Origin of the sequence: Cellulomonas fimi, assembly GCF_028527925.1 — a bacterium.
GTDB classification, from domain to species: domain Bacteria; phylum Actinomycetota; class Actinomycetes; order Actinomycetales; family Cellulomonadaceae; genus Cellulomonas; species Cellulomonas fimi_C.
The window spans coordinates 1-26,664 of record NZ_JAPESW010000013.1 but is presented as its reverse complement, the minus strand read 5'-3'; the positions used below and the strand labels follow the sequence as shown (position 1 = coordinate 26,664).

20 protein-coding genes and 2 tRNA genes are annotated in these 26,664 nt (G+C 74.0%); 10 read left to right on the top strand and 12 right to left on the bottom strand.

Going from position 1 to position 26,664, the window contains the following annotated elements; genetic code table 11:
* Positions 1-30: 30 nt before the first annotated feature.
* Positions 31-2,688 (top strand): valine--tRNA ligase, encoded by a 2,658-nt coding sequence (gene valS, locus OMK64_RS08215; RefSeq protein ID WP_272727592.1) that lies wholly within the window; start codon positions 31-33, stop codon positions 2,686-2,688.
* Between the two features lie 53 nt (positions 2,689-2,741).
* Positions 2,742-4,559 (top strand): AMP-dependent synthetase/ligase, encoded by a 1,818-nt coding sequence (locus OMK64_RS08210; RefSeq protein WP_272727591.1) that lies wholly within the window; start codon positions 2,742-2,744, stop codon positions 4,557-4,559.
* 63 nt (positions 4,560-4,622) lie between these two features.
* Here the strand turns inward: OMK64_RS08210 and OMK64_RS08205 are convergent, their stop codons facing one another.
* Together OMK64_RS08205 and OMK64_RS08200 are read right to left on the bottom strand one after the other, a co-directional pair.
* On the bottom strand, positions 4,623-5,822 hold the full coding sequence (locus OMK64_RS08205; protein ID WP_272727590.1) for a baeRF2 domain-containing protein: 1,200 nt from the start codon (positions 5,820-5,822) through the stop codon (positions 4,623-4,625).
* A 140-nt stretch (positions 5,823-5,962) separates the two neighbouring features.
* The gene (locus tag OMK64_RS08200) at positions 5,963-6,289 is read right to left on the bottom strand and encodes a chorismate mutase (RefSeq protein WP_272727589.1); all 327 of its coding nucleotides are present in this window, start codon (positions 6,287-6,289) and stop codon (positions 5,963-5,965) included.
* A 356-nt stretch (positions 6,290-6,645) separates the two neighbouring features.
* On the opposite strand from OMK64_RS08200, the gene OMK64_RS08195 reads away from it, so the two are divergent.
* Both OMK64_RS08195 and OMK64_RS08190 read left to right on the top strand, forming a co-directional pair.
* Positions 6,646-7,662 (top strand): ABC transporter substrate-binding protein, encoded by a 1,017-nt coding sequence (locus OMK64_RS08195; RefSeq protein WP_272727588.1) that lies wholly within the window; start codon positions 6,646-6,648, stop codon positions 7,660-7,662.
* Between the two features lie 88 nt (positions 7,663-7,750).
* Positions 7,751-10,465: a cation-translocating P-type ATPase gene (locus tag OMK64_RS08190; RefSeq protein ID WP_272727587.1), complete on the top strand. Its 2,715-nt coding sequence runs from the start codon at positions 7,751-7,753 to the stop codon at positions 10,463-10,465.
* Positions 10,466-10,594: 129 nt separating this feature from the next.
* Here OMK64_RS08190 and clpX read toward each other — a convergent pair whose 3' ends face one another.
* From clpX to OMK64_RS08155, 7 genes are all read right to left on the bottom strand, one after another.
* Positions 10,595-11,872 carry an ATP-dependent Clp protease ATP-binding subunit ClpX gene (clpX, locus tag OMK64_RS08185; RefSeq protein ID WP_272727586.1) on the bottom strand — a complete coding sequence of 426 codons (1,278 nt, stop codon included), beginning with the start codon at positions 11,870-11,872 and terminating at the stop codon, positions 10,595-10,597.
* A gap of 236 nt (positions 11,873-12,108) precedes the next feature.
* Complete coding sequence (locus OMK64_RS08180) at positions 12,109-12,810, bottom strand: ATP-dependent Clp protease proteolytic subunit (protein WP_272727585.1); 702 nt, start codon at positions 12,808-12,810, stop codon at positions 12,109-12,111.
* 49 nt (positions 12,811-12,859) lie between these two features.
* A complete protein-coding gene (locus OMK64_RS08175) occupies positions 12,860-13,477 on the bottom strand; it encodes an ATP-dependent Clp protease proteolytic subunit (protein ID WP_374694074.1) in 618 nt (205 codons plus the stop codon).
* 240 nt (positions 13,478-13,717) lie between these two features.
* Positions 13,718-15,118, bottom strand: a complete 1,401-nt coding sequence (tig, locus tag OMK64_RS08170; protein ID WP_272727651.1) for a trigger factor — start codon at positions 15,116-15,118, stop codon at positions 13,718-13,720.
* A 202-nt stretch (positions 15,119-15,320) separates the two neighbouring features.
* Positions 15,321-16,658: a glycosyltransferase gene (locus OMK64_RS08165; protein WP_272727584.1), complete on the bottom strand. Its 1,338-nt coding sequence runs from the start codon at positions 16,656-16,658 to the stop codon at positions 15,321-15,323.
* 137 nt (positions 16,659-16,795) lie between these two features.
* The gene (locus tag OMK64_RS08160) at positions 16,796-17,551 is read right to left on the bottom strand and encodes a class I SAM-dependent methyltransferase (RefSeq protein WP_272727583.1); all 756 of its coding nucleotides are present in this window, start codon (positions 17,549-17,551) and stop codon (positions 16,796-16,798) included.
* 67 nt (positions 17,552-17,618) lie between these two features.
* Positions 17,619-17,692 (bottom strand) — tRNA-Pro (locus OMK64_RS08155).
* A 97-nt stretch (positions 17,693-17,789) separates the two neighbouring features.
* Between OMK64_RS08155 and OMK64_RS08150 the strand changes: the two genes are divergently transcribed.
* From OMK64_RS08150 to OMK64_RS08140, 3 genes are all read left to right on the top strand, one after another.
* Positions 17,790-17,860: transfer RNA gene (locus OMK64_RS08150), tRNA-Gly, on the top strand.
* A gap of 143 nt (positions 17,861-18,003) precedes the next feature.
* Entirely contained in the window at positions 18,004-18,792 is a 789-nt protein-coding gene (locus OMK64_RS08145; protein WP_272727582.1) for a hypothetical protein, read from the top strand.
* 52 nt (positions 18,793-18,844) lie between these two features.
* On the top strand, positions 18,845-19,981 hold the full coding sequence (locus OMK64_RS08140; protein WP_272727581.1) for an epoxide hydrolase family protein: 1,137 nt from the start codon (positions 18,845-18,847) through the stop codon (positions 19,979-19,981).
* A gap of 7 nt (positions 19,982-19,988) precedes the next feature.
* Here the strand turns inward: OMK64_RS08140 and OMK64_RS08135 are convergent, their stop codons facing one another.
* On the bottom strand, positions 19,989-22,304 hold the full coding sequence (locus tag OMK64_RS08135; protein WP_272727580.1) for a glycoside hydrolase family 43 protein: 2,316 nt from the start codon (positions 22,302-22,304) through the stop codon (positions 19,989-19,991).
* Between the two features lie 248 nt (positions 22,305-22,552).
* Here OMK64_RS08135 and OMK64_RS08130 point away from each other — a divergent pair, with 248 nt between their 5' ends.
* The gene (locus OMK64_RS08130; RefSeq protein ID WP_272727579.1) at positions 22,553-22,969 is read left to right on the top strand and encodes a CBS domain-containing protein; all 417 of its coding nucleotides are present in this window, start codon (positions 22,553-22,555) and stop codon (positions 22,967-22,969) included.
* 85 nt (positions 22,970-23,054) lie between these two features.
* On the opposite strand, the gene OMK64_RS08125 is transcribed toward OMK64_RS08130, so the two are convergent.
* On the bottom strand, positions 23,055-24,428 hold the full coding sequence (locus tag OMK64_RS08125; RefSeq protein ID WP_272727578.1) for a GntT/GntP/DsdX family permease: 1,374 nt from the start codon (positions 24,426-24,428) through the stop codon (positions 23,055-23,057).
* A 15-nt stretch (positions 24,429-24,443) separates the two neighbouring features.
* Positions 24,444-24,959 carry a gluconokinase gene (locus tag OMK64_RS08120; RefSeq protein ID WP_272727577.1) on the bottom strand — a complete coding sequence of 172 codons (516 nt, stop codon included), beginning with the start codon at positions 24,957-24,959 and terminating at the stop codon, positions 24,444-24,446.
* A 137-nt stretch (positions 24,960-25,096) separates the two neighbouring features.
* Between OMK64_RS08120 and OMK64_RS08115 the strand changes: the two genes are divergently transcribed.
* Both OMK64_RS08115 and OMK64_RS08110 read left to right on the top strand, forming a co-directional pair.
* Positions 25,097-25,531, top strand: a complete 435-nt coding sequence (locus OMK64_RS08115; protein ID WP_272727576.1) for a YdeI/OmpD-associated family protein — start codon at positions 25,097-25,099, stop codon at positions 25,529-25,531.
* Positions 25,532-25,802: 271 nt separating this feature from the next.
* Positions 25,803-26,195 (top strand): PASTA domain-containing protein, encoded by a 393-nt coding sequence (locus OMK64_RS08110; protein WP_272727575.1) that lies wholly within the window; start codon positions 25,803-25,805, stop codon positions 26,193-26,195.
* The last annotated feature ends 469 nt before the right edge of the window (positions 26,196-26,664 follow it).

The window sequence follows — 26,664 nt, the reverse complement described above, 5'->3', positions numbered from 1 at the left end:
GTCGTCGCGGATCTGGGAGGATGTGTGCCCATGAGCGACCTGAACCCGACCGCCCCCTCGACGACCCCTGGCACCACGGGCACGCGGGCGGTACCGGACAAGGTCTCGCTCGACGGCCTGGAGGACCGCTGGGACGCCGCGTGGACGGCCCAGGGCCTCTACGCGTTCGACCGCTCGCGCACGCGTGAGGAGATCTACTCGATCGACACCCCGCCCCCGACGGTCTCGGGCTCGCTGCACGTGGGGCACGTCTTCTCGTACACGCACACCGACGTCGTCGCGCGCTTCCGACGCATGCGCGGCAGCGAGGTGTTCTACCCGATGGGCTGGGACGACAACGGCCTGCCGACCGAGCGCCGCGTGCAGAACTACTACGGCGTGCGCTGCGACCCGTCGCTCCCCTACGTCGAGGGCTTCGTGCCGCCGCACGAAGGGACGGACGGCAAGCCCGTGAAGCCCGCGGACCAGGTGCCGGTGAGCCGCCGCAACTTCGTCGAGCTCTGCGAGCGCCTCACGGCCGACGACGAGCGCCAGTTCGAGGCGCTGTGGCGCCACCTGGGCCTGTCGGTCGACTGGTCGATGACGTACCAGACGGTGTCCGCCGAGGCGCGCGCGGTCGCCCAGCAGGCGTTCCTGCGCAACCTCGCGCGCGGCGAGGCGTACCAGGCCGAGGCTCCGGGCCTGTGGGACGTGACGTTCCAGACGGCGGTCGCGCAGGCCGAGCTCGAGGCGCGCGACTACCCGGGCGCGTTCCACCGCGTGGCCTTCCACCGGGACGGGAGCGAGCCCGTCTACATCGAGACGACGCGACCCGAGCTGCTGCCCGCGTGCGTGGCCCTCATCGCGCACCCCGACGACGAGCGCTACCAGCACCTGTTCGGCACGACGGTGACGTCGCCGCTGTTCGGCGTCGAGCTGCCCGTCCTCGCGCACCCGGCCGCCGAGCCCGACAAGGGCGCGGGCATCGCGATGTGCTGCACCTTCGGCGACCTCACCGACGTGCAGTGGTGGCGCGAGCTCCAGCTCCCGACCCGCTCGGTGGTCGGCCGCGACGGTCGCATCGTCCGCGAGACGCCCGAGTGGCTCACGACGGACGCGGGTCGTGCCGCCTTCGAAGAGCTCGCGGGCAAGACGACGTTCTCGGCGCGTGAGGCCGTCGTCGCCGGGCTCCGCGCGTCGGGCGACCTCGACGGCGAGCCGCAGGCGACGCAGCGCAAGGCGAACTTCTACGAGAAGGGCGACAAGCCCCTCGAGATCGTCACGAGCCGCCAGTGGTACATCCGCAACGGCGGCCGCGACGCCGACCTGCGCGAGGGCCTGCTCGCGCGCGGCGCCGAGCTCGACTTCCACCCCGACTTCATGCGCGTGCGCTACGAGAACTGGGTCGGCGGCCTCAACGGCGACTGGCTCATCTCGCGCCAGCGGTTCTTCGGCGTGCCGTTCCCGGTCTGGTACCGGCTCGACGAGAACGGCGACCCCGACTACGACGCGCCGCTGCTGCCGACCGAGGACCAGCTCCCGATCGACCCGTCGTCCGACGTGCCCGCCGGGTACACGGCCGAGCAGCGCGGCGTGCCGGGCGGGTTCGTGGGCGACCCCGACGTCATGGACACCTGGGCGACGAGCTCGCTGACGCCGCAGATCGTCGGCGGCTGGCGCACCGACCCCGACCTGTTCGCGCGCGTCTTCCCGATGGACCTGCGCCCGCAGGGCCAGGACATCATCCGGACCTGGCTGTTCTCGACCGTGGTCCGCTCGCACCTCGAGCACGGCACGCTGCCGTGGACCGACGCGGCGATCAGCGGCTGGATCCTCGACCCCGACCGCAAGAAGATGTCGAAGTCGAAGGGCAACGTCGTCACGCCGATGGGCCTGCTCGAGGAGCACGGCTCCGACGCGGTGCGCTACTGGGCGGCCTCGGCCCGCCTGGGCACGGACGCCGCGTTCGAGGTCGGCCAGATGAAGATCGGCCGCCGCCTCGCGATCAAGATCCTCAACGCGTCGAAGTTCGCGCTGTCGTTCGGCACCGCGGAGCTCGACCCGGCGCTCGTGACCGTGACGCTCGACCGCGCGATGCTCGCCGGCCTGGCGGACGTCGTCGCGAAGGCGACCGAGGCGCTCGAGTCGTACGACCACACGCGCGCGCTCGAGCTGTCGGAGACGTTCTTCTGGACGTTCTGCGACGACTACCTCGAGCTCGTGAAGGACCGCGCGTACGGTGCGGGCGCCGAGCAGGTGTCGGCCGAGACCGCGTCCGCGCGCGCCGCGCTCGGCATCGCGCTCGACACGATGCTGCGGCTGTTCGCACCCGTGCTGCCGTTCGCGACCGAGGAGGTCTGGTCGTGGTGGCGCGACGGCTCGGTGCACCGCGCGCCGTGGCCGGACGCCGCCCCGCTGCGGTCCGCCGCGGGCGACGCCGACCCGGGCGTGGTCGCCGCGGCCGGTGCGGCGCTCGCCGCGCTGCGCAAGGTCAAGTCGGAGGCCAAGGTGTCAATGCGCACCGAGATCACCGCGGTGACGCTGGCCGTGCCTGCGGCGCTGCGCGCGGGTGTCGACGTCGCGCTCGACGACGTGCGGGCCGCCGGGCGTGCGGTCGGCGCGCTCGACCTCGTCGAGCAGGACGGTGAGCAGGTCGTCGCGCGCGACGCGGTGCTCGCCGAGCCGCAGCCGAAGGCCGCGCAGGCCTGACCGCCGCGGGACAGCCGAGCAGACACCCAGCGACCAGCGACAGGAGCGCGGCAGTGCGCGAGTTCTCCTCCCCCAGCCCGGTCGAGCTCGACCCGCGCGCGAACATCCCCGGGCTGCTCGCGCAGCGGCTCGCCCGGGACCCGGACGGCGTGCTGATCGAGCGGTCCACCGGCCTCGGTGGCACATGGACGCCGGTGACGGTCACGGCCTTCGCCGCCGAGGTGCGGGCCGTCGCCAAGGGGCTCGTCGCGCGCGGGCTCGAGCCCGGCGACCGCGTCGCGCTGATGTCGCGCACGCGGTACGAGTGGACGCTGCTCGACTTCGCGATCTGGGCCGCGGGCGGCGTCGGCGTGCCGGTGTACGAGACGTCGTCGCCCGAGCAGGTGCGGTGGATCGCCGCCGACACGGGCGCACGGATCGCGCTCGTCGAGACCGCCGCGCACGCCAGCGTGGTCGCGCAGGTCCGCGACGACCTGCCGGGCCTCGCGCACGTGCTCGTCATCGACGAGGGTGCGGTCGACGGGCTGATCAGCGAGGGCACCGACGTGCCCGACGCCGAGATCGAGCGGCGCTCGGCGCTGGCGGGTGCGGACGACCTGGCCACGGTCATCTACACGTCCGGCACGACCGGCCGCCCGAAGGGTGTCGAGCTCACGCACGGCAACTTCGTGTTCCACACGCTCAACGGCGTCGACGGGCTCGGCGAGGTCTGTGCGCAGCCGCACTCGCGCACGCTGCTGTTCATGCCGCTCGCGCACGTGTTCGCGCGGTACATCGAGGTGCTGTGCATCCCGTCGGGCGCGGTGCTCGGCCACACGCCCGACACGCGCAACCTGCTGCCCGACCTCGCGGCGTTCCAGCCCACGTTCGTGCTGGCCGTGCCGCGCGTGTTCGAGAAGGTCTACAACTCGGCCGAGCAGAAGGCGGGCGGCGGGACGAAGCTGCGACTGTTCCGCTGGGCGGCGAAGGTCGCGATCGCGTTCTCGCGCGCGCAGGACACGCCCGCCGGCCCGTCGGCCGCGCTCAAGGCCCAGCACCGCCTGGCCGGCGCGCTGGTGCACAGCAAGCTGCGCGCCGCGCTGGGCGGCAGGGCGGAGTGGGCGATCTCGGGCGGTGCGCCGCTCGGCGAGCGGCTCGGGCACTTCTACCGCGGGATCGGCGTGCGCGTGCTCGAGGGCTACGGCCTGACGGAGACGACCGCACCGACCACGGTCAACCGCCCGGGCCTCACCAAGGTCGGCTCGGTCGGCCCCGCGTTCCCGGGCACGTCGGTGCGCGTCGACGACGAGGGCGGCATCTGGATCGCCGGCCCGCACGTGTTCCGCGGCTACCGGCACAACGCCGAGGCGACCGCGGAAGCGCTGGTCGACGGCTGGTTCCGCACGGGCGACCTCGGCACGCTCGACGACGACGGCTACCTGCGCATCACGGGCCGCACCAAGGAGATCATCGTCACCGCGGGCGGCAAGAACGTCGCGCCTGCCGTCCTCGAGGACCGGCTGCGCGGTCACCCCATCGTCAGCCAGGTCGTCGTCGTCGGCGACCAGCGGCCGTTCATCGGCGCGCTCGTCACGCTCGACGCCGAGATGTTGCCCGGCTGGCTGTCGAACCACGGCCTGCCGCCCATGGACGTCGTCACCGCCGGGTCCGACCCGCGCGTGCTCGAGGCACTCGACCGCGCCGTGGAGCGCGCGAACGAGGCCGTCTCGCGCGCCGAGTCGATCCGCAAGATCCGGGTCCTGCCGACGGATCTCACCGAGGCGAACGGCTACCTCACGCCGTCGCTCAAGGTGAAGCGCGCGCTCGTGCTCAAGGACTTCGCCGCGGACGTCGACGCGCTCTACGTCGACACGCGCGAGCACCACGGCTGACCGGCGCTGACCGGCGCGGAGGAGGAACCCGACCCCTCCGCGCCGACCGGCCCGGTGGTGGCGTCAGACGACGTTGCGCAGGCGTCGCTGGTCGGCCGACTGCGTCGGCACGGACTCGCTCGGCGTCGACCCGTCCGACCAGCGCAGGACGGCACCGACCCCGTCGACGAGCTCGACGCTGCCGTCCTCCGCGAACGTGACGCCGGCGTCCTGACCGAGCGCGGCCCGCACGAGCGCGACGCCCGCGGGGAGCTTGCGGCGTGCGTCCGCGGACACGCCGAGCGCGTCGAGGTCACCGCTGCCCGTGCCGAGCTGGAGCGGCTCCGGCCCGACCCACAGCTCCTTGTCCGTCAACGCACCGCTGAGCGTCGACTCGTGCAGGACGAGCTCGTCGACCTGTCCGCGGCGCAGCACCTCGATGACGTCGTCGAGCGCGGTGACCGCGCCGTCGCCGCGGCCCAGGGCCTCGCGGAAGCGTGCGAGCACGGACTCGCGCCGCCGGTTCCGGAACGAGTCGAGCGCGTCGGCGACCTTGGCGGCGAACGCGTCCCGCTTGACGCCCTCCCCACGCGCGCCGCCGGGCACCTCGACGAGGATCGACCGCACGTGCTGGTCCACCTCGTCGCGCACGAGCGCGACGGCGCGCACGTCCCCGGTGAGCACCACGAGGTCGGGCGACCGCTCCGCGACCCGCTTGCCGAGCACCGCTGCGACCGCTTCCGCGTTCCGCTCCCAGGAGTCCTCCGCGCGCGTCTGGTTCCGCCGCGACAGCGCCCCCTCCTTGACCTTGTGCACGTCGTCGTGCCCGCCGTCGACGTGCTCGACCTCGGACGCGTCGCCGGTCCGTGCGCCGTCGCCGGTGTGCCACGTGAGGTCCGCGCCGTTGCGGTCCACCTCGACGAGGACGTGGTGCACGTTCTCCTCGGCCGCGCGCACGGCCGGCAGCAGCGCGGGGGCCGGCCCGAACACCGCGCTGGACTGCGCGGGGGGCTCCGACAGCACGCGGTCGACGCGCACGCCCTCGGCGTCGGCGACGATGACGCGACCGTGCGGGCCCTTGACGCCGGTCGGCACGGCGAACCGCTCGCCGATCTCGTCCAGCACGGCGGCGGGCGCGCCGTCGCGCTCGAGCGTCCGGCGGACGGCCCGCCAGCGGTCGGCCGCCTCGGCCTCCCCCGCGACGTCGGCGCGCGTCACGTCCAGGTAGACGGTCGTGAACGGGGCCGGGCGCCCGAGGAGGGGCTTCAGCCAGTGCAGGTCCATGCAGCACCTCGTGAGTGGTCGACGGTCCTCGGCGACCGCGGGCGCAGCGGACCCGCGCGTCCTGCCGGGGCTGACGTTCCCACCTTCGTCCGGATGCGCGCGGCGCGCCACCCCTGGACGACCCGCGAGCGGGCGCGCCGTCAGGTCTGCTGCGCCCGCTGTCCGGCGTGATCCTGAGCGATCTCCTCGTGGTGGCGGATGACCTCCTCGACGATAAACGCGAGGAACTTCTCCGCGAACACGGGGTCGAGGTCCGCCTGGTGCGCGAGCTCGCGCAGGCGCGCGACCTGCTGCTCCTCGCGGCCGGGGTCCGACGGCGGGAGGCCGCGCTCGGCCTTGAGGACGCCGACCTGCTGGGTCGCCTTGAACCGCTCGGCGAGCAGGTAGACGAGCGCCGCGTCGATGTTGTCGATGCTGTGGCGCAGCCGCGCCAGCTCGGTCGGGATCGGTGCCGGCAGGTCGCTCACGACCGCGATCCTAGGCGCACCCCTCCGGCACCGGCCGGACGGTCCGCCGCTGACCAGCACATGGGACGACTCGTCCCATTCGTCCGGTTCACCGCTACGGTCGCGCGACCGACCGGAGCAGGGGGAACGCGACGGAGGGGCGGCGACGGGGCGCGGGAGCGCCCTCGGCCGCGGGGTCGCGTGGTCGAGATGCGCGCAGCCCGCGCGAGCGACCGGTGCGCGGTCGCGAGCCGGCGCCCGCTCTCGTCGCGGCCGTCGACGCTCCCCCCTGCGGTCGAGCACCGAACCGTCGCCGTCGCACACCCGCGGACGGCCCCGCCGCCGGCCTGGCCGGCGCTCGCCCGAAGGAGCACGCCGTGACCCGACGTCGTACCGCCCTCTCCGCCACCGCGATCGCGGCGACGTGCCTGCTGGCCGCGTGCGCCGCGGACGGCGCGTCGGCCGGCGGGTCGACCGCCGACGAGGCCACCGGGACCACCGTCCGCGTGGCCGACGTCTCCTCGGCCAACCACCTCACGCTCGGCCGCTCGTCGGGCATCGTCGACGAGGCGCTCGACGAGGCGCTCGACGAGGCCGGGTTCGAGGCACGCTGGCTCGGCCCCTACACGGTGCCCACGGTGGCGTACGACGCGCTCCTCACGGGCCAGGCGGACGTGACCACGACCGACGCCTCGCAGCTGCTCACGTGGGCGGCCGAGGAGCGGGACGTCGTCGCGTTCGCGCTGGAGACGACGCCGGGCGACGACCAGGGCGTCGTCGTCGGCGCGGGCGTCCCGGTCACCGGCGTCGAGGACCTGCGCGGCCTCACCGTCGCGGTGGGGCCGACGCCCGGGGGTGCCGGCGACTACGTGCTGGCGAAGGCGCTCGCGGCGGTCGGCCTCACGAGCGACGACGTGCAGCGGGTCTACCTGAGCGAGGCGGACGCGACGGCGGAGTTCGTCGCCGGGACGGTGGACGCGTGGGCGACCACCGACCAGCACTTCGCGACGGCGCAGAGCATCCCCGGTGCGGTCGTCGTCGCGCGTGGCGACCACGTCGGCTCGCACGACGCCACCGTCCACGTCGTCTCGCGGACGTTCGCGCACGAGCACCCGGACGTGGTCCGCGCGCTGTACGACGGTCTGGTGACCCAGGCCGTCGAGGCGCGGCAGAGGCCGTCCGCCGTCACCGACCTGTACGCCCGGGCCGGAGCGCCCGGCGACGCGGTCGCGATCATCGGCACCTTCGACGTGCCGCAGATCGAGCCGCTCGACGACGCGGGGGTGGAGCGCCTCCGCTCGTTCGCGGACGACCTCGTCGAGCTCGGGTTCCTCGCCGTCGAGCCGCACATGGCGCACGTCGCGGTCGACGCCACGGCGACGTCGCGCACGTGACCGACGGCGCCTGAGCAGGCCGGGCTGCCGCGCCCGGCGGTGTCGTGCCACGATGCGAGGCAACGGCTGCCACACCCGAGGTGAGGACATGAGCCTTGCGTCCACCGTGCCCGACCTGCGCCCGTACGCCCAACCGCCGGACGAGGTCCTCGCGTCGCTGGGCGCGGACGCGGGTGGTCTGACCGCGAGCGACGCCGCGCGACGGCTCGCCGAGACAGGGCCGAACCGCCTGCCGGAGCCGGCGAAGGCGCACCCCGTCGTGCGCTTCCTCCAGCACTTCGACGACGTCCTCATCTACATCCTGCTGGCCGCGGCCGTCCTCAAGGCGTTCCTGGGCGACTGGGTCGACTTCACCGTCATCCTCGTCGTGGCCGTCGCGAACGCGGTCGTCGGCTTCCTGCAGGAGGGGCAGGCGGAGCGAGCGCTCGACGGGATCCGCACGATGCTGTCGCTCGACGCGACCGCGCTGCGCGACGGCCACTGGACGACGGTCGCCGCCGAGACCCTGGTGCCCGGTGACGTGGTGCGCGTGCGGTCGGGCGACAAGGTGCCGGCGGACGCGCGCCTGCTCGACGAGACGAACCTCCAGGTGGACGAGTCGGCGCTGACGGGCGAGTCGGTGCCGGCGGTCAAGGACGTCGGACCCGTGGGCGCCGACGCCGGCGTGGGCGACCGGTCGAGCATGCTGTTCAGCGGGACGATCGTCGCGGCCGGCACGGCGACGGCGGTCGTCACGGCGACGGCTGGCGGTACCGAGATCGGCCGCATCCAGGCGCTGGTCGCGGACGTCGACCACCTCGACACGCCGCTCAAGCAGCAGCTCAACCGGCTCGGCACGCTCCTGTCGCGCGGCATCCTCGTGATGGCGGCGCTCATGCTCGTCATCGGGCGCGTCATCCACGACTGGGACCCGCCCGAGCTCATCTCCGCCGCGATCGGCTTCGCGGTCGCCGCCGTGCCGGAGGGGCTGCCGGCGCTCGTCACGATCACGCTCGCGCTCGGCGTGCAGCAGATGGCGCGCCGCCACGCGATCACGCGCAAGCTGCCCGCCGTCGAGGTGCTGGGGTCCGTCACGACGATCTGCTCGGACAAGACCGGGACGCTCACGAAGAACGAGATGACCGCCCGCACGGTCGTCACCGCGCAGCACACGTACGACGTCGAGGGCCTCGGCTACGAGCCGACGGGGCGCGTCACGCGTGCGGGCGCGACCGCGACGCTCGACGAGCACCCCGACCTGCGTGCGCTCGTCGAGGCGGCGGGCCTGTGCAACGACGCCCGCGTGGTCGCGGACGACGCGGGCCGCTGGCGCGTCGTCGGGCAGCCCACCGAGGGGGCGTTGCGGACGCTCGTGCTCAAGGCGGGAGGCGAGGTGACCGGGGCGTCGCGCGTCGCCGAGGTGCCGTTCGAGTCCGCCAACAAGCTCTCGGCGACGCTCGACCGGCTCCCGGGCGACGGACCGGGCGACGACGTGCTGCGCGTGCACGTGCTGGGCGCGCCGGACCGGCTGCTCGACCGGTCGACCGCGCAGCGCGGCGCCGACGGGCGGCCCGAGCCGCTCGACCACGCCCGGTGGGAGGCGACGATCGACGAGCTCGGCGGGCAGGGGCTGCGCGTGCTCGCCGCGGCGTACCGGCCCGCCGACCCCGGCGCCTCGGGGCTGGAGCTCGACGACCTGCACGACCTCGTCCTGCTCGGCGTCGTCGGCATCGTCGACCCGCCCCGTCCCGAGGCGGTCGCAGCGATCGCCGACTGCCACCGCGCGGGCATCGGCGTGAAGATGATCACGGGCGACCACGCGGGCACCGCCGTCGCGATCGCGCGCGAGCTCGGCATCGTCCGTCCCGGCGAGGAGGCGCGGGCGCTGACGGGTGCCGAGCTGGAGGCGATGAGCCAGGAGGAGCTCCGCGTCCACGTCGAGGAGGTCGACGTCTACGCGCGCACGAGCCCCGAGCACAAGATCCGCATCGTGCGCGCCCTGCAGTCGCACCGTGAGGTCGTCGCGATGACCGGCGACGGCGTGAACGACGCGCCCGCCCTGACGCGGGCCGACGTCGGCATCGCCATGGGGATCAAGGGCACCGAGGCGACGAAGGAGGCCGCGGAGATCGTCCTCGCGGACGACAACTTCGCGACGATCGAGCGGGCCGTCGAGGAGGGACGGCGGATCTACGACAACATCCGCAAGTCCGTCGTCTTCCTGCTGCCGACCAACGGCGCGCAGTCGCTCGTCATCCTCGTCGCGGTGCTGTTCGGCCTCGCGCTCCCGCTGTCGCCCGTGCAGATCCTCTGGGTCAACCTCGTCACCGCCGTGACGCTGTCGCTCGCGCTCGCCTACGAGCCCGCCGAGGCGGGTGTCATGGACCGCCCGCCGCGCTCACCGTCGGAGTCCGTCCTGTCCGGGCGCTCGCTCGTGCTGGTGGTGTGCGCGTCACTGCTCATCGGCGGCGCGACGCTCGCCGTCTACCTCGTCGAGAAGGACCTGGGCGCGACCGACGGCGTCGCGCAGACCAGCGCGGTCACGATGCTCGCGCTCGGGCAGGTCGCGTTCCTGTTCTCCTGCCGGTTCCTGCACGCGTCGAGCCTGACGCCGCGCGTGCTCGTGGGGAACCGCGTCGTGTGGATCGCCGTCGGGACGCTGCTCGCGCTACAGGTGGTGTTCGTCTACGCGCCGTTCATGCACGACTGGTTCGAGTCGGCACCCATCGCGCCGCGCGACTGGGCGCTGACCGCGGCGATCGCGGTCGTCGTGCTCCTGCTGGTCGAGGCCGTCAAGGCGCTCAGCCGCCGCCCCGGTCGCTGACCCGCCGCGGCATCCCGACCGCGCAGGCCCGCCCGCCAGCCCGTCGACACGTGGCTGCGGCCCGGGGACGACCGAGCCCCCGACGGCGACCGTCGGGGGCTCGGGTGCTGCTGGGTCGCGGGACGCGGCTCAGGCGCTCTTCTCGCGCGGCGTCCGCTTGTCGCGCGGCGTCTCCCGCGGCACGAGCGTCGGGTTCACGTTCTCCAGCACGACGTCCTGCGTGATGACGACCCGGGCGACGTCGTCCCGGCTCGGCACCTCGAACATCACCTGCTGGAGGACCTCCTCCATGATCGCCCGCAGACCGCGCGCGCCGGTGCCGCGCATGAGTGCCTGGTCGGCGATCGCCGCGACGGCCTCGTCCTCGAACTCGAGCTCGACGCCGTCGATCTCGAACATCCGCTGGTACTGCTTGACGAGCGCGTTGCGCGGCTCGGACAGGATCCGCACGAGCGCGCTCTGGTCGAGCCGCGAGACGGCCGCGACGACGGGCAGACGCCCGATGAACTCGGGGATGAGGCCGTACTTCTGCAGGTCCTCCGGCCGGACCTCGGCGAACAGGTCGCCCTCGTCGTGCGACTCGAGCAGCGGGGCGCCGAAGCCGACGACACGCTTGCGGGCGCGCGCGGCGATGATGTCGTCGAGCCCGGAGAACGCGCCCGCCACGATGAACAGCACGTTCGTCGTGTCGATCTGGATGAACTCCTGGTGCGGGTGCTTGCGGCCGCCCTGCGGCGGCACCGAGGCGGTCGTGCCCTCGATGATCTTCAGGAGGGCCTGCTGCACGCCCTCGCCGGAGACGTCGCGCGTGATCGACGGGTTCTCGCTCTTGCGGGCGATCTTGTCGATCTCGTCGATGTAGATGATCCCCTGCTCGGCCTTCTTGACGTCGTAGTCGGCGGCCTGGATGAGCTTGAGGAGGATGTTCTCGACGTCCTCGCCGACGTAGCCGGCCTCCGTCAGCGCGGTCGCGTCGGCGATCGCGAACGGGACGTTGAGCATGCGGGCGAGCGTCTGCGCGAGGTACGTCTTGCCGGTGCCCGTGGGGCCGACCAGCAGGATGTTCGACTTCGCGATCTCGACGTGGTCGTCGGAGCTGCGGCCGATCTCACCGGCCTGGACGCGCTTGTAGTGGTTGTACACGGAGACCGACAGCGCCCGCTTCGCGGACTCCTGGCCGATGATGTACTGCTCGAGGAAGTCGAAGATCTCCTTCGGCTTCGGCAGCTCGACCATGCCGACCTCGGTGGCCTCGGCGAGCTCCTCCTCGATGATCTCGTTGCAGAGCTCGATGCACTCGTCGCAGATGTACACGCCGGGGCCTGCGATGAGCTTCTTGACCTGCTTCTGGGACTTCCCGCAGAACGAGCACTTGAGGAGATCGGCTCCGTCCCCGATTCGAGCCACGCGTGTCCCCTTCCTCCGTGTCCGCCCTCCGCCCGTCGGGCGGTGCGTCGTCCCCGTCGCACCCGCGGGTGCGACGTCCTCCCATTGCACACCACCGGGGGCCCGATGTCAGCCGAACCCCGCCGTGGCGCGCGGCGTGTCCCTCGGACGGTCGTCCGGATTGTCCGACCGTCGGGACCTGCGTCCTGCGCCCGGACGCCGCCGGACCGGGTGGACCGGCGGCGTCCGTCGAGGCGTCAGGACGGCTGGACCACCGTCGGGTGCGCGCCCTTGCGGCTCGCGAGCACCTGGTCGACGATCCCGTACTCCAGCGCCTGCTGGGCCGTGAGGATCTTGTCGCGCTCGATGTCCTTGCGCACGAGGTCGATGTCGCGGCCGGTGTGGTGCGCGATCGTCTCCTCGAGCCACTCGCGCATGCGGATGAGCTCGTTGGCGTGGATCTCGATGTCGGACGCCTGCGCGTAGCCGCCACCCTCCATCGCGGGCTGGTGGATCAGCACGCGCGCGTTGGGCAGCGCCAGACGCTTGTTGGGCGAGCCGGCGGCGAGCAGCACGGCCGCCGCGGAGGCCGCCTGCCCGAGGCAGACGGTCACGAGCTGCGGCTTGATGTACTGCATCGTGTCGTAGATCGCCGTCAGCGCCGTGAACGAGCCGCCGGGCGAGTTGATGTACAGCGTGATGTCGCGGTCCGGGTCCGTGCTCTCGAGCACGAGCAGCTGGGCCATGACGTCGTCCGCCGACGCGTCGTCCACCTGCACGCCGAGGAAGATGATCCGGTCCTCGAACAGCTTGGTGTAGGGGTCCTGGCGCTTGAAGCCGTAGGCCGTGCGCTCCTCGAACTGCGGCAGCACGTAGCGGCCGACGGGGCCCTGCGGGGCCTGGCCGCCCGGACCGGCGAGCCGGCCCGCACGGGCGATGAACTGGGACTCGATGCTCACGAGGGTCTCCTCAGAAGGTCGCGGATGGGTCGTCGGGCCGAGGCGCCGCTCAGGCGGTGCCGCCGCCGCCCGCGACGGACCCCGCCGTCTCGACGACGTGGTCGATGAAGCCGTACTCGAGGGCCTCGGGCGCCGTGAACCAGCGGTCGCGGTCGGCGTCGGCGTTGATCTGCTCGACGCTCTTGCCCGTCTGCGCGGCCGTCAGCTCCGCGAGGACCGTCTTCATGTGGAGGATGAGCTGCGCGTTGATGCGCACGTCCGTCGCGGTGCCGCCGATGCCGCCCGAGGGCTGGTGCATCATGACGCGCGCGTGCGGCGTGGCGTAGCGCTTGCCCTTCGCGCCGGACGAGAGCAGGAACTGCCCCATCGACGCGGCCATGCCCATCGCGATCGTCGCGACGTCCGGCTGGATGTACTGCATGGTGTCGTAGATCGCCATGCCCGCGGTGATCGAGCCACCGGGCGAGTTGATGTACAGCCAGATGTCCTTGTCGGGGTCCTCGGCGGCCAGGAGCATCATCTGCGCGCAGATGGCGTTGGCGTTCTCGTCGCGCACCTCGGAGCCGAGCCAGATGATCCGCTCGCGCAGCAGGCGGTTGTAGATGTGGTCGTTGAGGCCGAGACCCGGGGAGTCTGCCCGGGCCATCGCCGGCACCTGCACGTTCACGAAGGCTCCTTCGTCTGGCGTTCGCGTCCTTCGACGCACTGTCCTGCGGGTGGTGCTGCGCCGGTCCGGTGGGACGTCCCCTGGCGGCCGTGCGCTGCAGCGACCCTAACGCGCCCCAGGCGCCGGTCAGGGCCCCGCGCCCGGGGGTTTCGCTGTCGGCGCAGCCGCGACGGCGAGGGCCCCGCACCGACCTGCGGTGCGGGGCCCTCGACGGGTGCGTCCGGTCGCCCGGACGGCGGATCAGGCCTTGGCGTCCTCGACCTCGACCGGGGCGTCGGCCAGGCCGGAGATGTCGGTCGCGGCGTCGGAGGTCGCGCCCGACGCGGCCTGCTCGGCGGCGTCGGCGGCGGCGTCCTCCTCGTCCGTGCCGATGAACTCCGACAGGTCGACGGCCGTGCCGGCGTTGTCCGTCACGGCGACGCGGCGCAGCGCGACGGCGAGCGCCTTGGAGCGCGCGACCTCGGCGACCATCGCCGGGATCTGGCCCTGCTGGTCGACGGTCTGGATGAACGTGTTCGGGTCCATGCCGTACTGGCGCGACGCGCTCACGAGGTAGTCGAGCAGCTCCTGCTGGCTGATCTTGATCTCGAGCTGCTCGGCGAGCGTGTCGAGGAGGATCTGGTTGCGCAGCGCGGTCGTCGCCTGCTCGCCGACCTCGGCACGGTGCTCGTCGTCCTCGAGACGACCCTCGCCCTCGAGGTGGCGGTGCACCTCGGCGTCGACGACGCCCTGCGGGACGGGGATCTCGGTGCCCTCGAGGAGCTTCTCGAGCAGCAGGTCACGCGCCTGGACGGCCTGGTTCGAGGCCTTGATGCGCGACGCCTGCTCGCGCAGGTCGGCCGTGAGCTCCTCGAGCGTGTCGAACTCGGACGCGAGCTGCGCGAAGTCGTCGTCGGCGTCGGGGAGCTGGCGCTCCTTGACGTTGGTCGCGGTGACGGAGACCTGCGCCTCCTCGCCCGCGTGCTCGCCGCCGGCGAGCTGCGTGACGAACGTCGTCGTCTCGCCCGCCGACAGGCCCGTGAGCGCCTCGTCGAGACCCTCGAGCATGTTGCCCGAGCCGATCTGGTAGCTGACGCCGGAGACCGAGTCGACCTCGTCGCCGTTGATCGTGGCGGTCAGGTCGATGACGACGAAGTCGCCCTCGGCGGCCGGGCGGTCGATGCCGACCAGCGTGCCGAAGCGCTCGCGCAGCGCGTCGAGGCGACCCTGGACGTCCTCGTCGGAGACCTCGACGTCGTCGACGGTCAGCGTCAGGCCGTCGAGCGCCGGGACCGTGATCTCGGGACGGACCTCGACCTCGGCCGTGAAGTGCAGCTCGCCCTCGTCCTCGCCGGCGACCAGGCCGGGGACCTTCGTGACCTCGACCTCGGGCTGACCGAGCGGGCGCAGCTTGTTCTCGCGGACGGCCTCGGCGTAGAAGCCGGACAGGCCCTCGTTGACGGCGTGCTCGATGACGGCCGGACGACCGACGCGCTGGTCGATGATGCGCGGGGGCACCTTGCCCTTGCGGAAGCCCGGCACGTTGACCTGCTCGGCGATGTGCTTGTACGCGTGCTCGATGCTCGGCTTGAGCTCGTCGTACGTCACCTCGACGGTCAGCTTGACCTTGGTGGGCTCCAGGGTCTCGACGGCGCTCTTCACTTCGATGGTCTCCAACTGATTCGGGTGGGTACCGGCGAGTGCGGCGCCGGACGGTTCGGGCGGCGCTGCCTCCCGGCACGCGCACGCGACCCTCGATGGTACGCCACCGCGACGAGCCGCCGCCAAAGCCGCCCGTGCGCGACGAGCCCCCGGCGCGACCGCACCGGGGGCTCGTCGTCCGCGCTCCGGGCGCCCGTCGCGGTCAGGCCGCGGCGCGCTCCCCGCCGACGACCCGCTGCCCCGCGAGGTCCTCGACGACCTCGACGACGCGTGCGACCGCGTCGTACCGCGCGTACTCGTCCGCGAGCTCGCCCGCCCGCCGCGCGAACGACGGGTCGCCGAGAACCCGACGGACGCCGTCGGCGACCGCCCGCGTCGTCGTCGCGTCGGTGGTGCGGTCGGTGGGCAGCGCGACGCCGACCCCGGCCCACGCGACGCGCGCACCGACCTCCGCCTTGTCCTCCGTGCGTCCCGCGACGACGAGCGGCACGCCGGCCGCGAGCGCCTGCTGCACCCCGCCGAACCCGCCGTTGGTCACCATGACGTCGACGAGGGGCAGCAGCTGCTCGAACGGCACGAACCGCGCGGCGCGCACGTTGGCGGGCAGGTGCCGCGGGAGGACGTCCTCCGGCTCGGCCGTGCCGGTCGTGACGACGACGAGCGCGCGCGACCCGCCCAGGGCCTCGATCGCGGGGAACAGCAGGCGCGACGGGTCCGTCGCGACTGTGCCCTGCGTGACGAGCACGACGGGTCGACCGTCGGCCTTCGCGGCGACGACGTCGCCCCACCACGCAGGCGGCTCGAACAGGTCGACGCCGCGCGGCAGCACCGCGCCGACGGTCTCGACGTTCGCGGGCAGGTCGCTGCGCGGGTACTCCAGCGACGGCACCGACAGGTGCAGCACCCGCGTGGCGAACGTCGGCATCCAGTCGAGGAAGAACGCCTCGGGGCGCTCGACGCCCGCGTCGTCGACGAGCGCGAGCGCGGCGCGCTGGGCGTCCTTGAACACGACCCGCTTGATGAACGAGTCGAGCAGCCGGTACCGCAGCGCCTGCAGGCCCGTGCGCGGCGGCTGCAGACCTGTGCCGAAGGGCGCGGTGTCGCGGCTCGACACCGGCAGCGGCGTGACGGTGAGCTGGACCGACGGGAGGCCGTGGCGCCGCGCCAGCAGCGCGCCCGCGATGCCGGTCGTGTCGGTGACGACGACGTCCGGACGCCACCCGTCGACGACCGCCTCGAGGTCGGCCAGGTCGCCGGGCACGGGACCGAGGAAGTGGTGCAGGACGTCCCACTGCAGCCGCTTCACGCCGGGCTCGGGCGCACCGTGCGCCGCGGACCAGGCGTCGAGCTCGGCGTCGTCGAGGTCGCGTCCGTGCACCACGGGCGCGACGGTCGCGCCGGTCGCGGCGACCGCGGAGGCGAACTTGGTGCCGGTGTGGACGACCACGTCGTGGCCCGCGCCGACGAGCGCGCGCACGACGGGCAGCGCGGGGCGGACGTGGCCGGTGATGGGCGTGAGGGAGAACAGGATCCTGCTCATGCGGGGTGCTCCGGGGGTGCGTCGACGGCCGGTGTCTCCGGCCTGCCGACTCAGGGGCCGCCGCGACCGTTCCTGATACGCACGGTCCTCGACATCTGTCGGCCGAGCGGTTCCCGGCGGGCAGACGTCCGGGACCGTCAGGCGCGCCCCCGCACGCACCACGCCGTCGCGTCGACCGTGAACGGAGGCGGCCCGAGCTCGAGTGCGCACAGGTCCCGCAGCCGGGAACGCGTCGCGTCGTCGACGAGACGCACGTGCCGGCCGGCCGGACCGACTCCCAGCGTGAACGGCTCCCACCAGTCCTCGAACGACGCGAACGTCAGCGACACCGTGAGCTCGCCCTCCTCGACCCCTGCGACGCCCGCGTCCCGCATCAGCGACGCCAGGTGGCCGCGCCGCACGCCGGCGAGGTCGGACTCGCCGCGGACCCGCGGGTCGAGCGCCCGCGCCGCGCGCCAGAACGCCGTGAGCGGCCCGCGCTCCTCCTGGTCCCAGACGGACGCCGCCACGGTGCCGCCGGGACGCGTCACGCGGCGCATCTCCCCCAGGCCCGCGACCGGGTCCGCCATGAAGTGGACGACGAGCTGCGCCAGGGCGGCGTCGAACGTGTCGTCCTCGAACGGGAGCGCCTCCGCGGGCGCGCGCCGCACGTCCACCCCCGGCAGCCGCTCGCGTACGGCGGCCACGAACGCCTCGGTCGGGTCGACCGCCGTCACGTGCTCGGCCCCGGCGCGCTCCACGAGCCGCGACGTGAGGGCGCCCGGCCCCGAGCCGACGTCGAGGACGCGCTCGCCCGCACCGACGCCGAGCGCGTCCGCGAAGAGGGCGGCCAGCGGCTGCGAGAACCGGCCCATGAAGCGGTCGTAAGCGTCCGCACCGACGTCGAAGAGCACCAGCCGACGGTACGAGCGCGCCGCCGGCGGCACCTCCCGGGAGCCGTCGGCCCGCGGGTGAACCCGGTCGGGATGGCGGGATTCGAACCCACGACCTTCCGCTCCCAAAGCGGACGCGCTACCAACCTGCGCCACATCCCGTGCGCACCCCGGTACGGCCGGGCGGCCGGGAGGGGTGCACGATCCGCTCCTGCGCACCCGGTACCCTGGGTGCCGCGGTCCGGCCTGCCGGACCTGTGCGGACGTAGCTCAATGGTAGAGCCCCAGTCTTCCAAACTGGCTACGCGGGTTCGATTCCCGTCGTCCGCTCCGCTCCACACCGCGACGGTCCCGCTCGCCGTGCTCGTCCACGGCCCACGAGTGGACGGCGTCGATCGCGTCCCGTCGTCGGCGGCGCTCTCCGGGCGAGGTCTGAGATGATCGACCCGACACCGGGTGCTCGAGGAGGGCTCATGTCGCGGCTGACTCTCGGCAACGTCGTCAAGGTGACGGCCGTCCTCGTCTTCCTGCCCCTGCTCGCCTACCTGGTGCTCGTCATCGGTGCGGTGCGCAAGCACCTCCGGACGACGCTCGAGGGCCTGCTCTACGCCGGTGCCTTCTCGCTCGCGGTGTTCGTGCTCGACGGCCCGTGGGGGCCGCGCGTCCTGCTCGCGCTCGCGGCCACGGTGGCCTCGGGCGTCCGCGCCTGGCATCTGCGGGACCTGTGGTTGCCGGCACGCCGCGCGTGGTGGAAGCGCCGGCCGGTCGCCGCGTCCACGGTGGTCGAGGTGACCCGCCCGCGTGCCACGACGGCCCTCGACGGGTCGCTGTCCTTGCCCGCCGCGGTCGCCTCGGTCCGGGTGCTCGCCGACCGGAACCGCCAGCGCCTGCCCGGAGACGCGCACCGGACCGTCCTGCGGATCTGCCAGGTGCTCGACGGCGTGGTCGCGTCCGAGCAGCGTGCGCCCTCGGGAGACCCGCGGTTCGAGTACGAGCTGGACGCCATGGTCCGGCAGTACCTGCCCGACGTGCTCACGTCCTACCTGGCGATCTCGCCGAGCAAGGTGCACGAGCGTCAGGCCGACGGCCGCACCCCCGACGGGGAGCTGGCCGAGCAGCTGCGGATCCTGTCGGCCCAGGCGGACGCCCTCGACGCGGGCCGTCAGCGTCGCCTGACCGCCGAGCTGAGCACCAGCGGCAACTTCCTGCGCGACAAGTACGGGCAGCGGCAGGCGGACGCGTTCGACTTCCGTGTCCAGTAGGCCACCGGTCGACCGCGCGGTGAGCGGGGCGCCGTCGCCGCAGCGGCACGACGTGACCACCTCCCTCGAGGCGTGGGACGACCTGCGCACGCGCCTGCGCGCGACGCGCTGGCCCGCGGCGCCGAGCGGGGCGGGCTGGTCGCTCGGCACCGACCAGGAGTACCTGCGGCACCTGGTCGCCTACTGGGCGGACGGCTTCGACTGGCCGGCACGGGAGGCCGAGCAGGCGCGCGTGCCGCGCTTCCGCGCGCGGGTGCGCGGCGTCGACGTCAGCTTCGTGCACGTGCGCGCGGTCCGGCCGCCCGGGGCGCCGGCCGCGCTGCCGCTCGTGCTCACGCACGGCTGGCCGGACTCGTCGTGGCGCTACTCCAAGGTCGTGGGGCCGCTCACGGACCCCGGCGCCCACGGTGCGGACCCGGACGACGCGTTCGACGTGATCGTCCCCGACATGCCCGGGTTCGGTCACTCGGTGCTCCCGCCGGACGTCAGCCTCGACTCGGTCGCCGTCGCCGGGGTGTGGGCGGACCTGATGGACGTGCTCGGATACGACCGGTACGGGGCCGCAGGCGGCGACATCGGCAGCGCCGTGACGCGCTTCCTCGCGCTCGACCACCCCGAGCGCCTCGTGGGCGTCCACCGCATGGACGCCGGGCTGCCGGTCGTCACCGGGGACGTCGCCGACCTGTCGCCCGCGGAGCGCGACTGGTTCGCCGAGGTGGACCGGTGGCGTGCGGCCGAGGGCGCCTACGGCGCGGTCCACCGCACGAAGCCGCTGACGCAGGCCGTGGCCCTCACCGACTCGCCCGCGGGGCTGGCGGCCTGGGTCGTCGAGAAGCTGCACGCCTGGAGCGACCCCCGCACCGGCATCGCCGCGTTCACCGACGACGAGGTGCTCACGCTGCTCAGCACCACCTGGTTCACCGGCACCGCCGGCTCGTCGATGCGCATGTACCACGCGAACGCCGCCATCCCGCCCGCGCAGCACGCCCGCCGCGTCGAGGTGCCGTCGGGGTTCTCCCTCTTCCGGGGCGACATCCTGCGGCCGCCCCGGGCGTGGCTCGACCGCGTCGCGCACGTCGTCTCCGTGACAGAGCCGCCGGAGGGCGGTCACTTCGCGCCGTTCGAGACGCCCGGACGCTACGCGCAGGAGCTGCGCGACTTCTTCCGCCCCCTGCGCGCGGGGTCCTGACCCCGCGTCACCCGCGCGCGAGGCGGGACACCCGCAGGTAGTCGAACTGGTTCGCCGCACCCGCCCCGCCGTGCGACACGAGCCCGACCTGGAGGTCCGACCCGGCAGGGAACGTCCAGACGCCGCCCGCGACCCACGTCCGCCCGTCGGTGCTCGTGAACGCCTGCACGTCGTGCTCGCCCGTCCGGTCGGTGCGGTGGACGAGCCGCAACCACGTCGTCTCCGCGGGCGGGCCGACGATCGTCCCGCCGTAGGAGAGGCGTCCCGCGTACGGGCGCTCCGTGCCGTACTCGGTCTGGCGCGTGTTCCAGATCGCCACGTGCGAGAGCCGCGCCCAGAGGTCGTCGTCGACGTACGCGATCAGGCCGCCCTGCTGGTAGTTCCGGACGGTGCCCGTGCCGAGGTCGGTCGTCAGGCGCGTCTCGGCGACCCAGTCGGTCTCGGGCACGTCGCGCAGCAGGACGCCGGCGTCGTTCGTCGTCCCGACGAGGTCGGCCGCCTCGGTGGGCCACGTCAGCACGCCGTCGGCGACCGTGACCTGCGGGTCGCGGAGGGTGACCCACCCCGCGCCCAGGCTCGTGCCGTCGAACTCGTCGCTCAGGCCGCGCAGCGGCGCCCCCGGCTGCGGCACCGGGACGGTCCGCGTCGCCGGGCGTGCGGCGGGCAGCGCGCTCAGGTTGTCGACGTGGACCCCCGGACCCGACGCGACCACACCGCCGCGCGCGCTCGGCACCGCGTGGTGCCGGACGTCGAGGGCGGCCGTCGCGAGCGGGTCGCCGAGCCGCGCGTGGGTGAGCTCGGCCCGGGCGACTCCGCCCCGCACCGTGAGCGCCGTCGCGTGCCACGTCGTGAGGTCCACCGACGACGGCACGGGCGCCGACGCGCGGTCCACGGTCCGGCCGCGCTGCGTGCGCTCGACGACGAGCGTGCGGGTCACAGGGTCGAGCGTCGCGCGCACCGCGCCGGCGCGGGCGGTGAGGACCAGGGACGTCGAGGCCGTCGCACCCGCGTCGAGCCGGACGTCGGCCTCGACCCGCGCGTCCTTGCCCACCGCGGAGCGCGTGACGACGGCCGCGCGACCGTCCGACCGCACGTGCCGCCCCGCGTCGGGCTCGCTGGTGTCGGCCCACGTCCCCGTCGTGGACCACGCGCGCGGGAGACCGTCGGCGAAGGTCGTCGCCGTGCGGCCGTCGGTGACCGGCGCGCGCTCCTCGTCGTCCGACGCCCACGCGCCGCCGCGCACCGTCGGCCAGCCGTCCACCCAGTCGAGCCGGTCGAGGAGCATCGGGCGCTCGTTGATGCCGTCGGTGCCGTCGAGGTACGGGTCGGCCCGGTCGATCGCGTGGTACGCCAGCCAGTCCTGCCCGGCCAGGTCGGTGACGACCGCGTTGTGACCGGTCCCGACCCACCGGTTCCCGTTCGGCGCGACGACGGGCGTCCCGCCGGCGCGCGACTGCAGGAGCGGGACCCCCTCGCGGTCGACGTACGGCCCCGCGAGGTCGCGCGACCGCCCGACGTGGACGCTGTAGCCGGTCGTCGGCCCGGCACAGCAGTTGGCGGACGACGCGAACAGGTACCACCAGCCGTCGCGCTGCACGACGTAGGCACCCTCGTACTTGTTGTCGATCGCGACCTGGACCGGGTCGCCGACCGCCGCGGTCCCGTCGGCCGACAGCGGCACCGTCCAGATCCCGCCGTAGTACGAGCCGTAGAACAGGTGCTCCGTCCCGTCCGGCGCGACGACGTGCGACGGGTCGAACGTCCACAGGAAGTCGCCCGCTCCCCCGGTCCCGTGCCGCGGCGCGACCACCGGCGCGGCCACCGGTGTCCACGGGCCGGCCGGGGTCGGCGCGGTCGCGACGCCGATCGCGCTGTCGTTCGGCTCCTCGGTCACCGTCGTCTCCGTCACGACGTAGTACATGCGGTACTGCCCGTCGACGTACCGGACGTCGGGCGCCCACAGCGCGGCACCCCGGCGCGCGTCCGCCCACGCCGGCTGCGTCCCCTCGGTGAACGCGTCGCCCACGTACTCCCACGACACCAGGTCGGCCGAGCGCGCGGTCGGGATGAGGTGCCGCGCGCCCTCACCCTCGCGCAACGGGTCCGTCGTGCCGTAGGCGTACCACCAGCCGTCCTTGCCGCGGAGCACCGCGGGGTCGGCGAACGTGTCCGCGAACCCCGCGCTGACCGGGTTCACGTACGTCGACGCGCGGCCGCGCGCGCCGTCGTGGTCGGCGGACTCCGCCGTGCTCGGTGCCGCCGCTCCGGCGGCCAGCACGAGCGCGACGGCGGCGGTCGCGGTGAGCGAGGCGGAGGGGCGCACAGGGTCCTGCCGATCGTCGTCGATGGGCTGGGCATCCGTTCTACCCCGGCCCGCGCCGCTCGGCGACCGGGAGCGGCACCGCCGTTCGACGGCCGGCAGCGCACGACGTCGCCCGGGTGCCTCGAGTCGCCCGGGTGCCTCGAGATGCGCGGCAGGCCGACCTGGCCGACGGTAGGACCGCGGTGCAGACCCCGCCGCGCTCCCGGGCGCGGCGTGCGTCCGGGTCGTCCACCGACGAGGAGGAACCCATGGCTCGCACGGTCTCCGAATTCATGACGGCACACCCGACGGTCGTCGAGGTGACCGACACGCTGCAGGCGGTCGCGCAGACGATGGCGACGCAGGACGTCGGCTCGCTCGTCGTCGCGGAGGACGGCGCGGTCGTCGGCATCGTCACGGACCGCGACCTCGTGGTCCGCGGCCTCGCGCAGGGCATCGGCCTCGACGCGCCCGTCGGACAGCTCGCCACGGGCGACCTCGTCACCGTCGGCCCCGACGACGACGTCGACGAGGTCGTCCGCATCATGCGCGAGCGCGCCGTCCGTCGCGTGCCGGTCGTGTCGGGCGACGAGGCCGTCGGCATCGTGAGCATCGGCGACCTGGCGGTCGACCTCGACCCCGACTCCGCCCTGGCCGACATCTCGGAGGCCCCGCCGAACGACTGAGCGACGCCTTCGGCCGCGGCGCGCGGACGGGACGAGACCGCGGGCGCCGGCCTGCGCGACCGTCCCGACCGCGCGCCGTCGTCGTCTACAGCACGAGGCTCAGCAGCAGGACGAGGACCAGGCCCGTCACGGACAGCACGGTCTCCATGAGCGACCACGTCTTGAACGTCTGGCCGACGGTCATCCGGAAGTACTCCTTGACCAGCCAGAACCCGGCGTCGTTGACGTGGCTGAGGAAGACGGACCCGGCCCCGATCGCGAGCACGAGCAGCGCGACGTGCGTGGGCGTGAGGTCGGCCGCGAGCGGCGCGACGATGCCCGCGGCGGTGATGGTCGCGACGGTCGCGGACCCGGTGGCGAGGCGGATGAGGACCGCGACGAGCCAGCCGGCGAGCAGCGGTGAGATGGGCGCGTCGGCGAGCGCGTCCGCGATGACGTCGCCCACGCCGGAGTCGACGAGCGTCGCCTTGAAGCCGCCGCCCGCGGCGACGATGAGCAGGATCGACGCGATGGGCGCGAACGACTTGTCGACGAGGGTGCTGACCTGCTGCCGGGTGCGGCCGAGCGCGGTTCCCAGCACGACGAGCGCGACGAGCGACGTGACGAGCAGCGCGACCAGCGGGGTCCCGAGGAACGCGAGCGCACGCCCGGCGCCGCTCTCCTCGGCACCTGCCGCCTCGACGACGGTGCGCGCGAGCATGAGGACGACGGGCAGCAGCACGACGGTGAGCGCGGTCGCGAACGCGGGACGGCGGTGCTCGTCGTCGCGCTCGGCCTCGCCGAGGAAGCGCTCGGGCGCCTCGATCGGGACCCACCGCGCCATGGGGCGCGCGAGCAGCGGACCGCTGACGATCACGGTCGGGACGGCCACGAGCAGCCCGAGCCCGAGCGTCAGCCCGAGGTCCGCGCCGAGTGCGTCGATCGCGATGAGCGGCCCGGGGTGCGGCGGGACGAGGCCGTGCAGCGCGGACAGGCCCGCGAGCGCGGGGATGCCGACGAGGATGAGCGGCACGCGGGAGCGTCGCGCGACGAGCATGACGACGGGGATGAGCAGGACGACGCCGACCTCGAAGAACAGCGGGATCCCGATGACGAACGCGATGAGCGCCATCGCCCACGGCAGCCGGGCGGCGGGCGTGCGCGCGAGGATCGTGTCGACGATCTCGTCGGCACCGCCGCTGTCCACGAGGAGCTTGCCGATGATCGCGCCGAGCGCGATGAGCAGCCCGACGCCCGCGACCGTCTCCCCCACACCCTTGATGAAGCTCGTGAACGCGTCGGGGTAGGCGATGCCCGCGACGACGGCGAGGACGCCCGAGCCGATGGTGAGCGAGAGGAACGGGTGCAGCTTCGCCCAGACGATGAGCACGACGATGACGGCGATGCCGACGACCGCGGCGACGACGAGCCGGACGTCGCTGACGCCCTCCGGCGCCGCCGTGACGAGCGTGTGGACCACGATGCCTCCCTGCGGTCAGGCGGGATCGGCCGGGTGGAGCGCGTGCAGCGCGCGCTCGACGACCTCGGCGGGCGGGACGTCGACGACGACGGTGACGCCGTCCTCGGCGTCGGTGAGCGGCTCGAGCGTCGCGAGCTGCGACGGGAGCAGCGAGGTCGGCATGAAGTGGCCCGCCCGGTGGGCCATGCGGTCGGCGATGAGCTCGCCCGGCCCGGACAGGTGCAGGAAGCGGACCCGACCCTCGGCGTCGCGCAGGACGTCCCGGTAGGCGACCTTGAGCGCGGAGCAGGTGACGACGGTGTCCTGGCCGTCGCGGGCCCGGGCGGTGAGCCAGTCGCGGATCGCGGCAAGCCAGGGCGCGCGGTCGTCGTCGGTCAGCGGCGTGCCGGCGGCCATCTTGGCGACGTTCTCGGGCGGGTGGAACTCGTCGGCCTCGGCGTAGGGGCGGGCGAGCCGCTGCGCGAGCAGCCGGCCGACGGTCGTCTTGCCCGACCCGGCGACGCCCATGACGACGACGTGCTCGACCGGCATCGCTGCCCCCTCGCGACGGCCCGGCGCCGCCGCTGCGCTCGACGGTCCCCGTCGAGCCTGGCACGCCGTGGCCCTGCTCGCAGCGCCAGACGGCCGGGACGCGTGCCCTGCGCGCCCGGGTGTGCCACGGTGTCGCCGTGACCACCTTCCGCACCGTCCTGATCCGCTCCGGCGCCAACAACGTGGGCATCGAGGTGCCCGAGGAGGTCGTGCTCGGGCTCGGCGGCGGCAGGCGGCCGCCGGTGGTCGTGACGCTCAACGGTCACACGTACCGCTCGACGGTCGCGCCGATGGGCGGCCGGTTCCTGGTGCCCGTGTCGGCCGCGGTGCGCGCCGCGGCCGGGGTCGCGGGCGACGAGGAGCACGAGGTCACGCTCGTGCTCGACGACCAGCCGCGCACGGTCGAGGTGCCGGAGGACCTCGCGGCCGCGCTGGAGGCCGCGGGTGTGCGCGCGGCGTTCGACGCGCTCGCGCCCTCGCACCGCAAGGAGCACGTGCGCAGCGTCGTCGAGGCCAAGCAGCAGGCGACGCGCGAGCGACGGGTCGCCAAGGTGGTCGACGCGCTGAGCTGAGCCGCACGCCGGGCGCCCGCCGCCCTCGTCGGCGCGGCGACGTCGCAGGTGACGGCGTCGGGGTGTGGCCGAACGCACACCTCGTCGTCCGGGGCATTCGTCCTGCGTCGCCCGTTATGCACGAGACGCGTGTCGGTGGTCGGGCCTACGGTCGTGAAGGACTCGCGAGCCGCCGCTGCGGCCCGCACTCGTGGGGGGATACCACGACGAGGGGTCTCGTCGTCGTGCCCTCACGCCGGTTGTTCCTGCGACACACCCAGGGGATGGACCCATGAAGCTGCACGCCACCCGCACCCGTCTCGTCGTCGGCGCCGCGACGGCCGCGCTCGCCGCGACCGCGTTCCTCGCCGGCTGCTCGGACTCCGGCGCGGACGACGACGCGACGCCGACCGGCACGAGCGCCGAGGTGACCTCCGGCGCGGACGAGGAGGCGTCGGGCACGGTCGAGGTCATCGACCAGACGCACCTGCTCCTCGCGACCGCGCAGGACACGCTCGAGGCGCGCGGCCTCACCGTCGAGACCGTCGACTCCACCGGCCAGGGCCGCACGGTCGACGACCCGACGCTGTGGGTCGTCGTCGCGCAGGACCCGCTGTCGGGCGAGGTCGAGGCCGGCACCGTCGTGACGCTCGACGTGCGCCGCACGGACGACCCGGCGTCCTGACGCAGCACCCTAGAGGGCGGCTCCCGCGACACGCGGTGGGCCGCCCTCGGCGTTCCCCGGCTCCGCCTGCCGCCGGGGTGCCCGACCGTGACGACGGCGCTCCCCACGGCGGCGGGCCCGGACCGGTGACGGGCGTCCGCCCGGCGCGGACGGTCGCGGGCGGTGCCTGACCAGGGGTGTGGCCCGGGTCCGATGGGCGGAGGGTCGTTGCACGCGCCTGGGCTTGGGGATAACGTCAGCGCGACTGCGGTCGCCCGTCGGCGGCCCCGCGCGCTCGACCGAGACGACGCGGCGAGCAGTCCGCGACCGGAGGAGAGCGATGAGCGTGCAGAGCCGCACCGCCACCTCCGTCGCCCCCGCGCAGGCCGCGCGCTGCTGTCGCTGTCGGTAGAGCGCTGGCGACCCTCGCGCGCGAGGATCACCTGATCGGGGCGTGCGCCCCGCCCCGCCAGTGCTCGCCCCGCCGCAC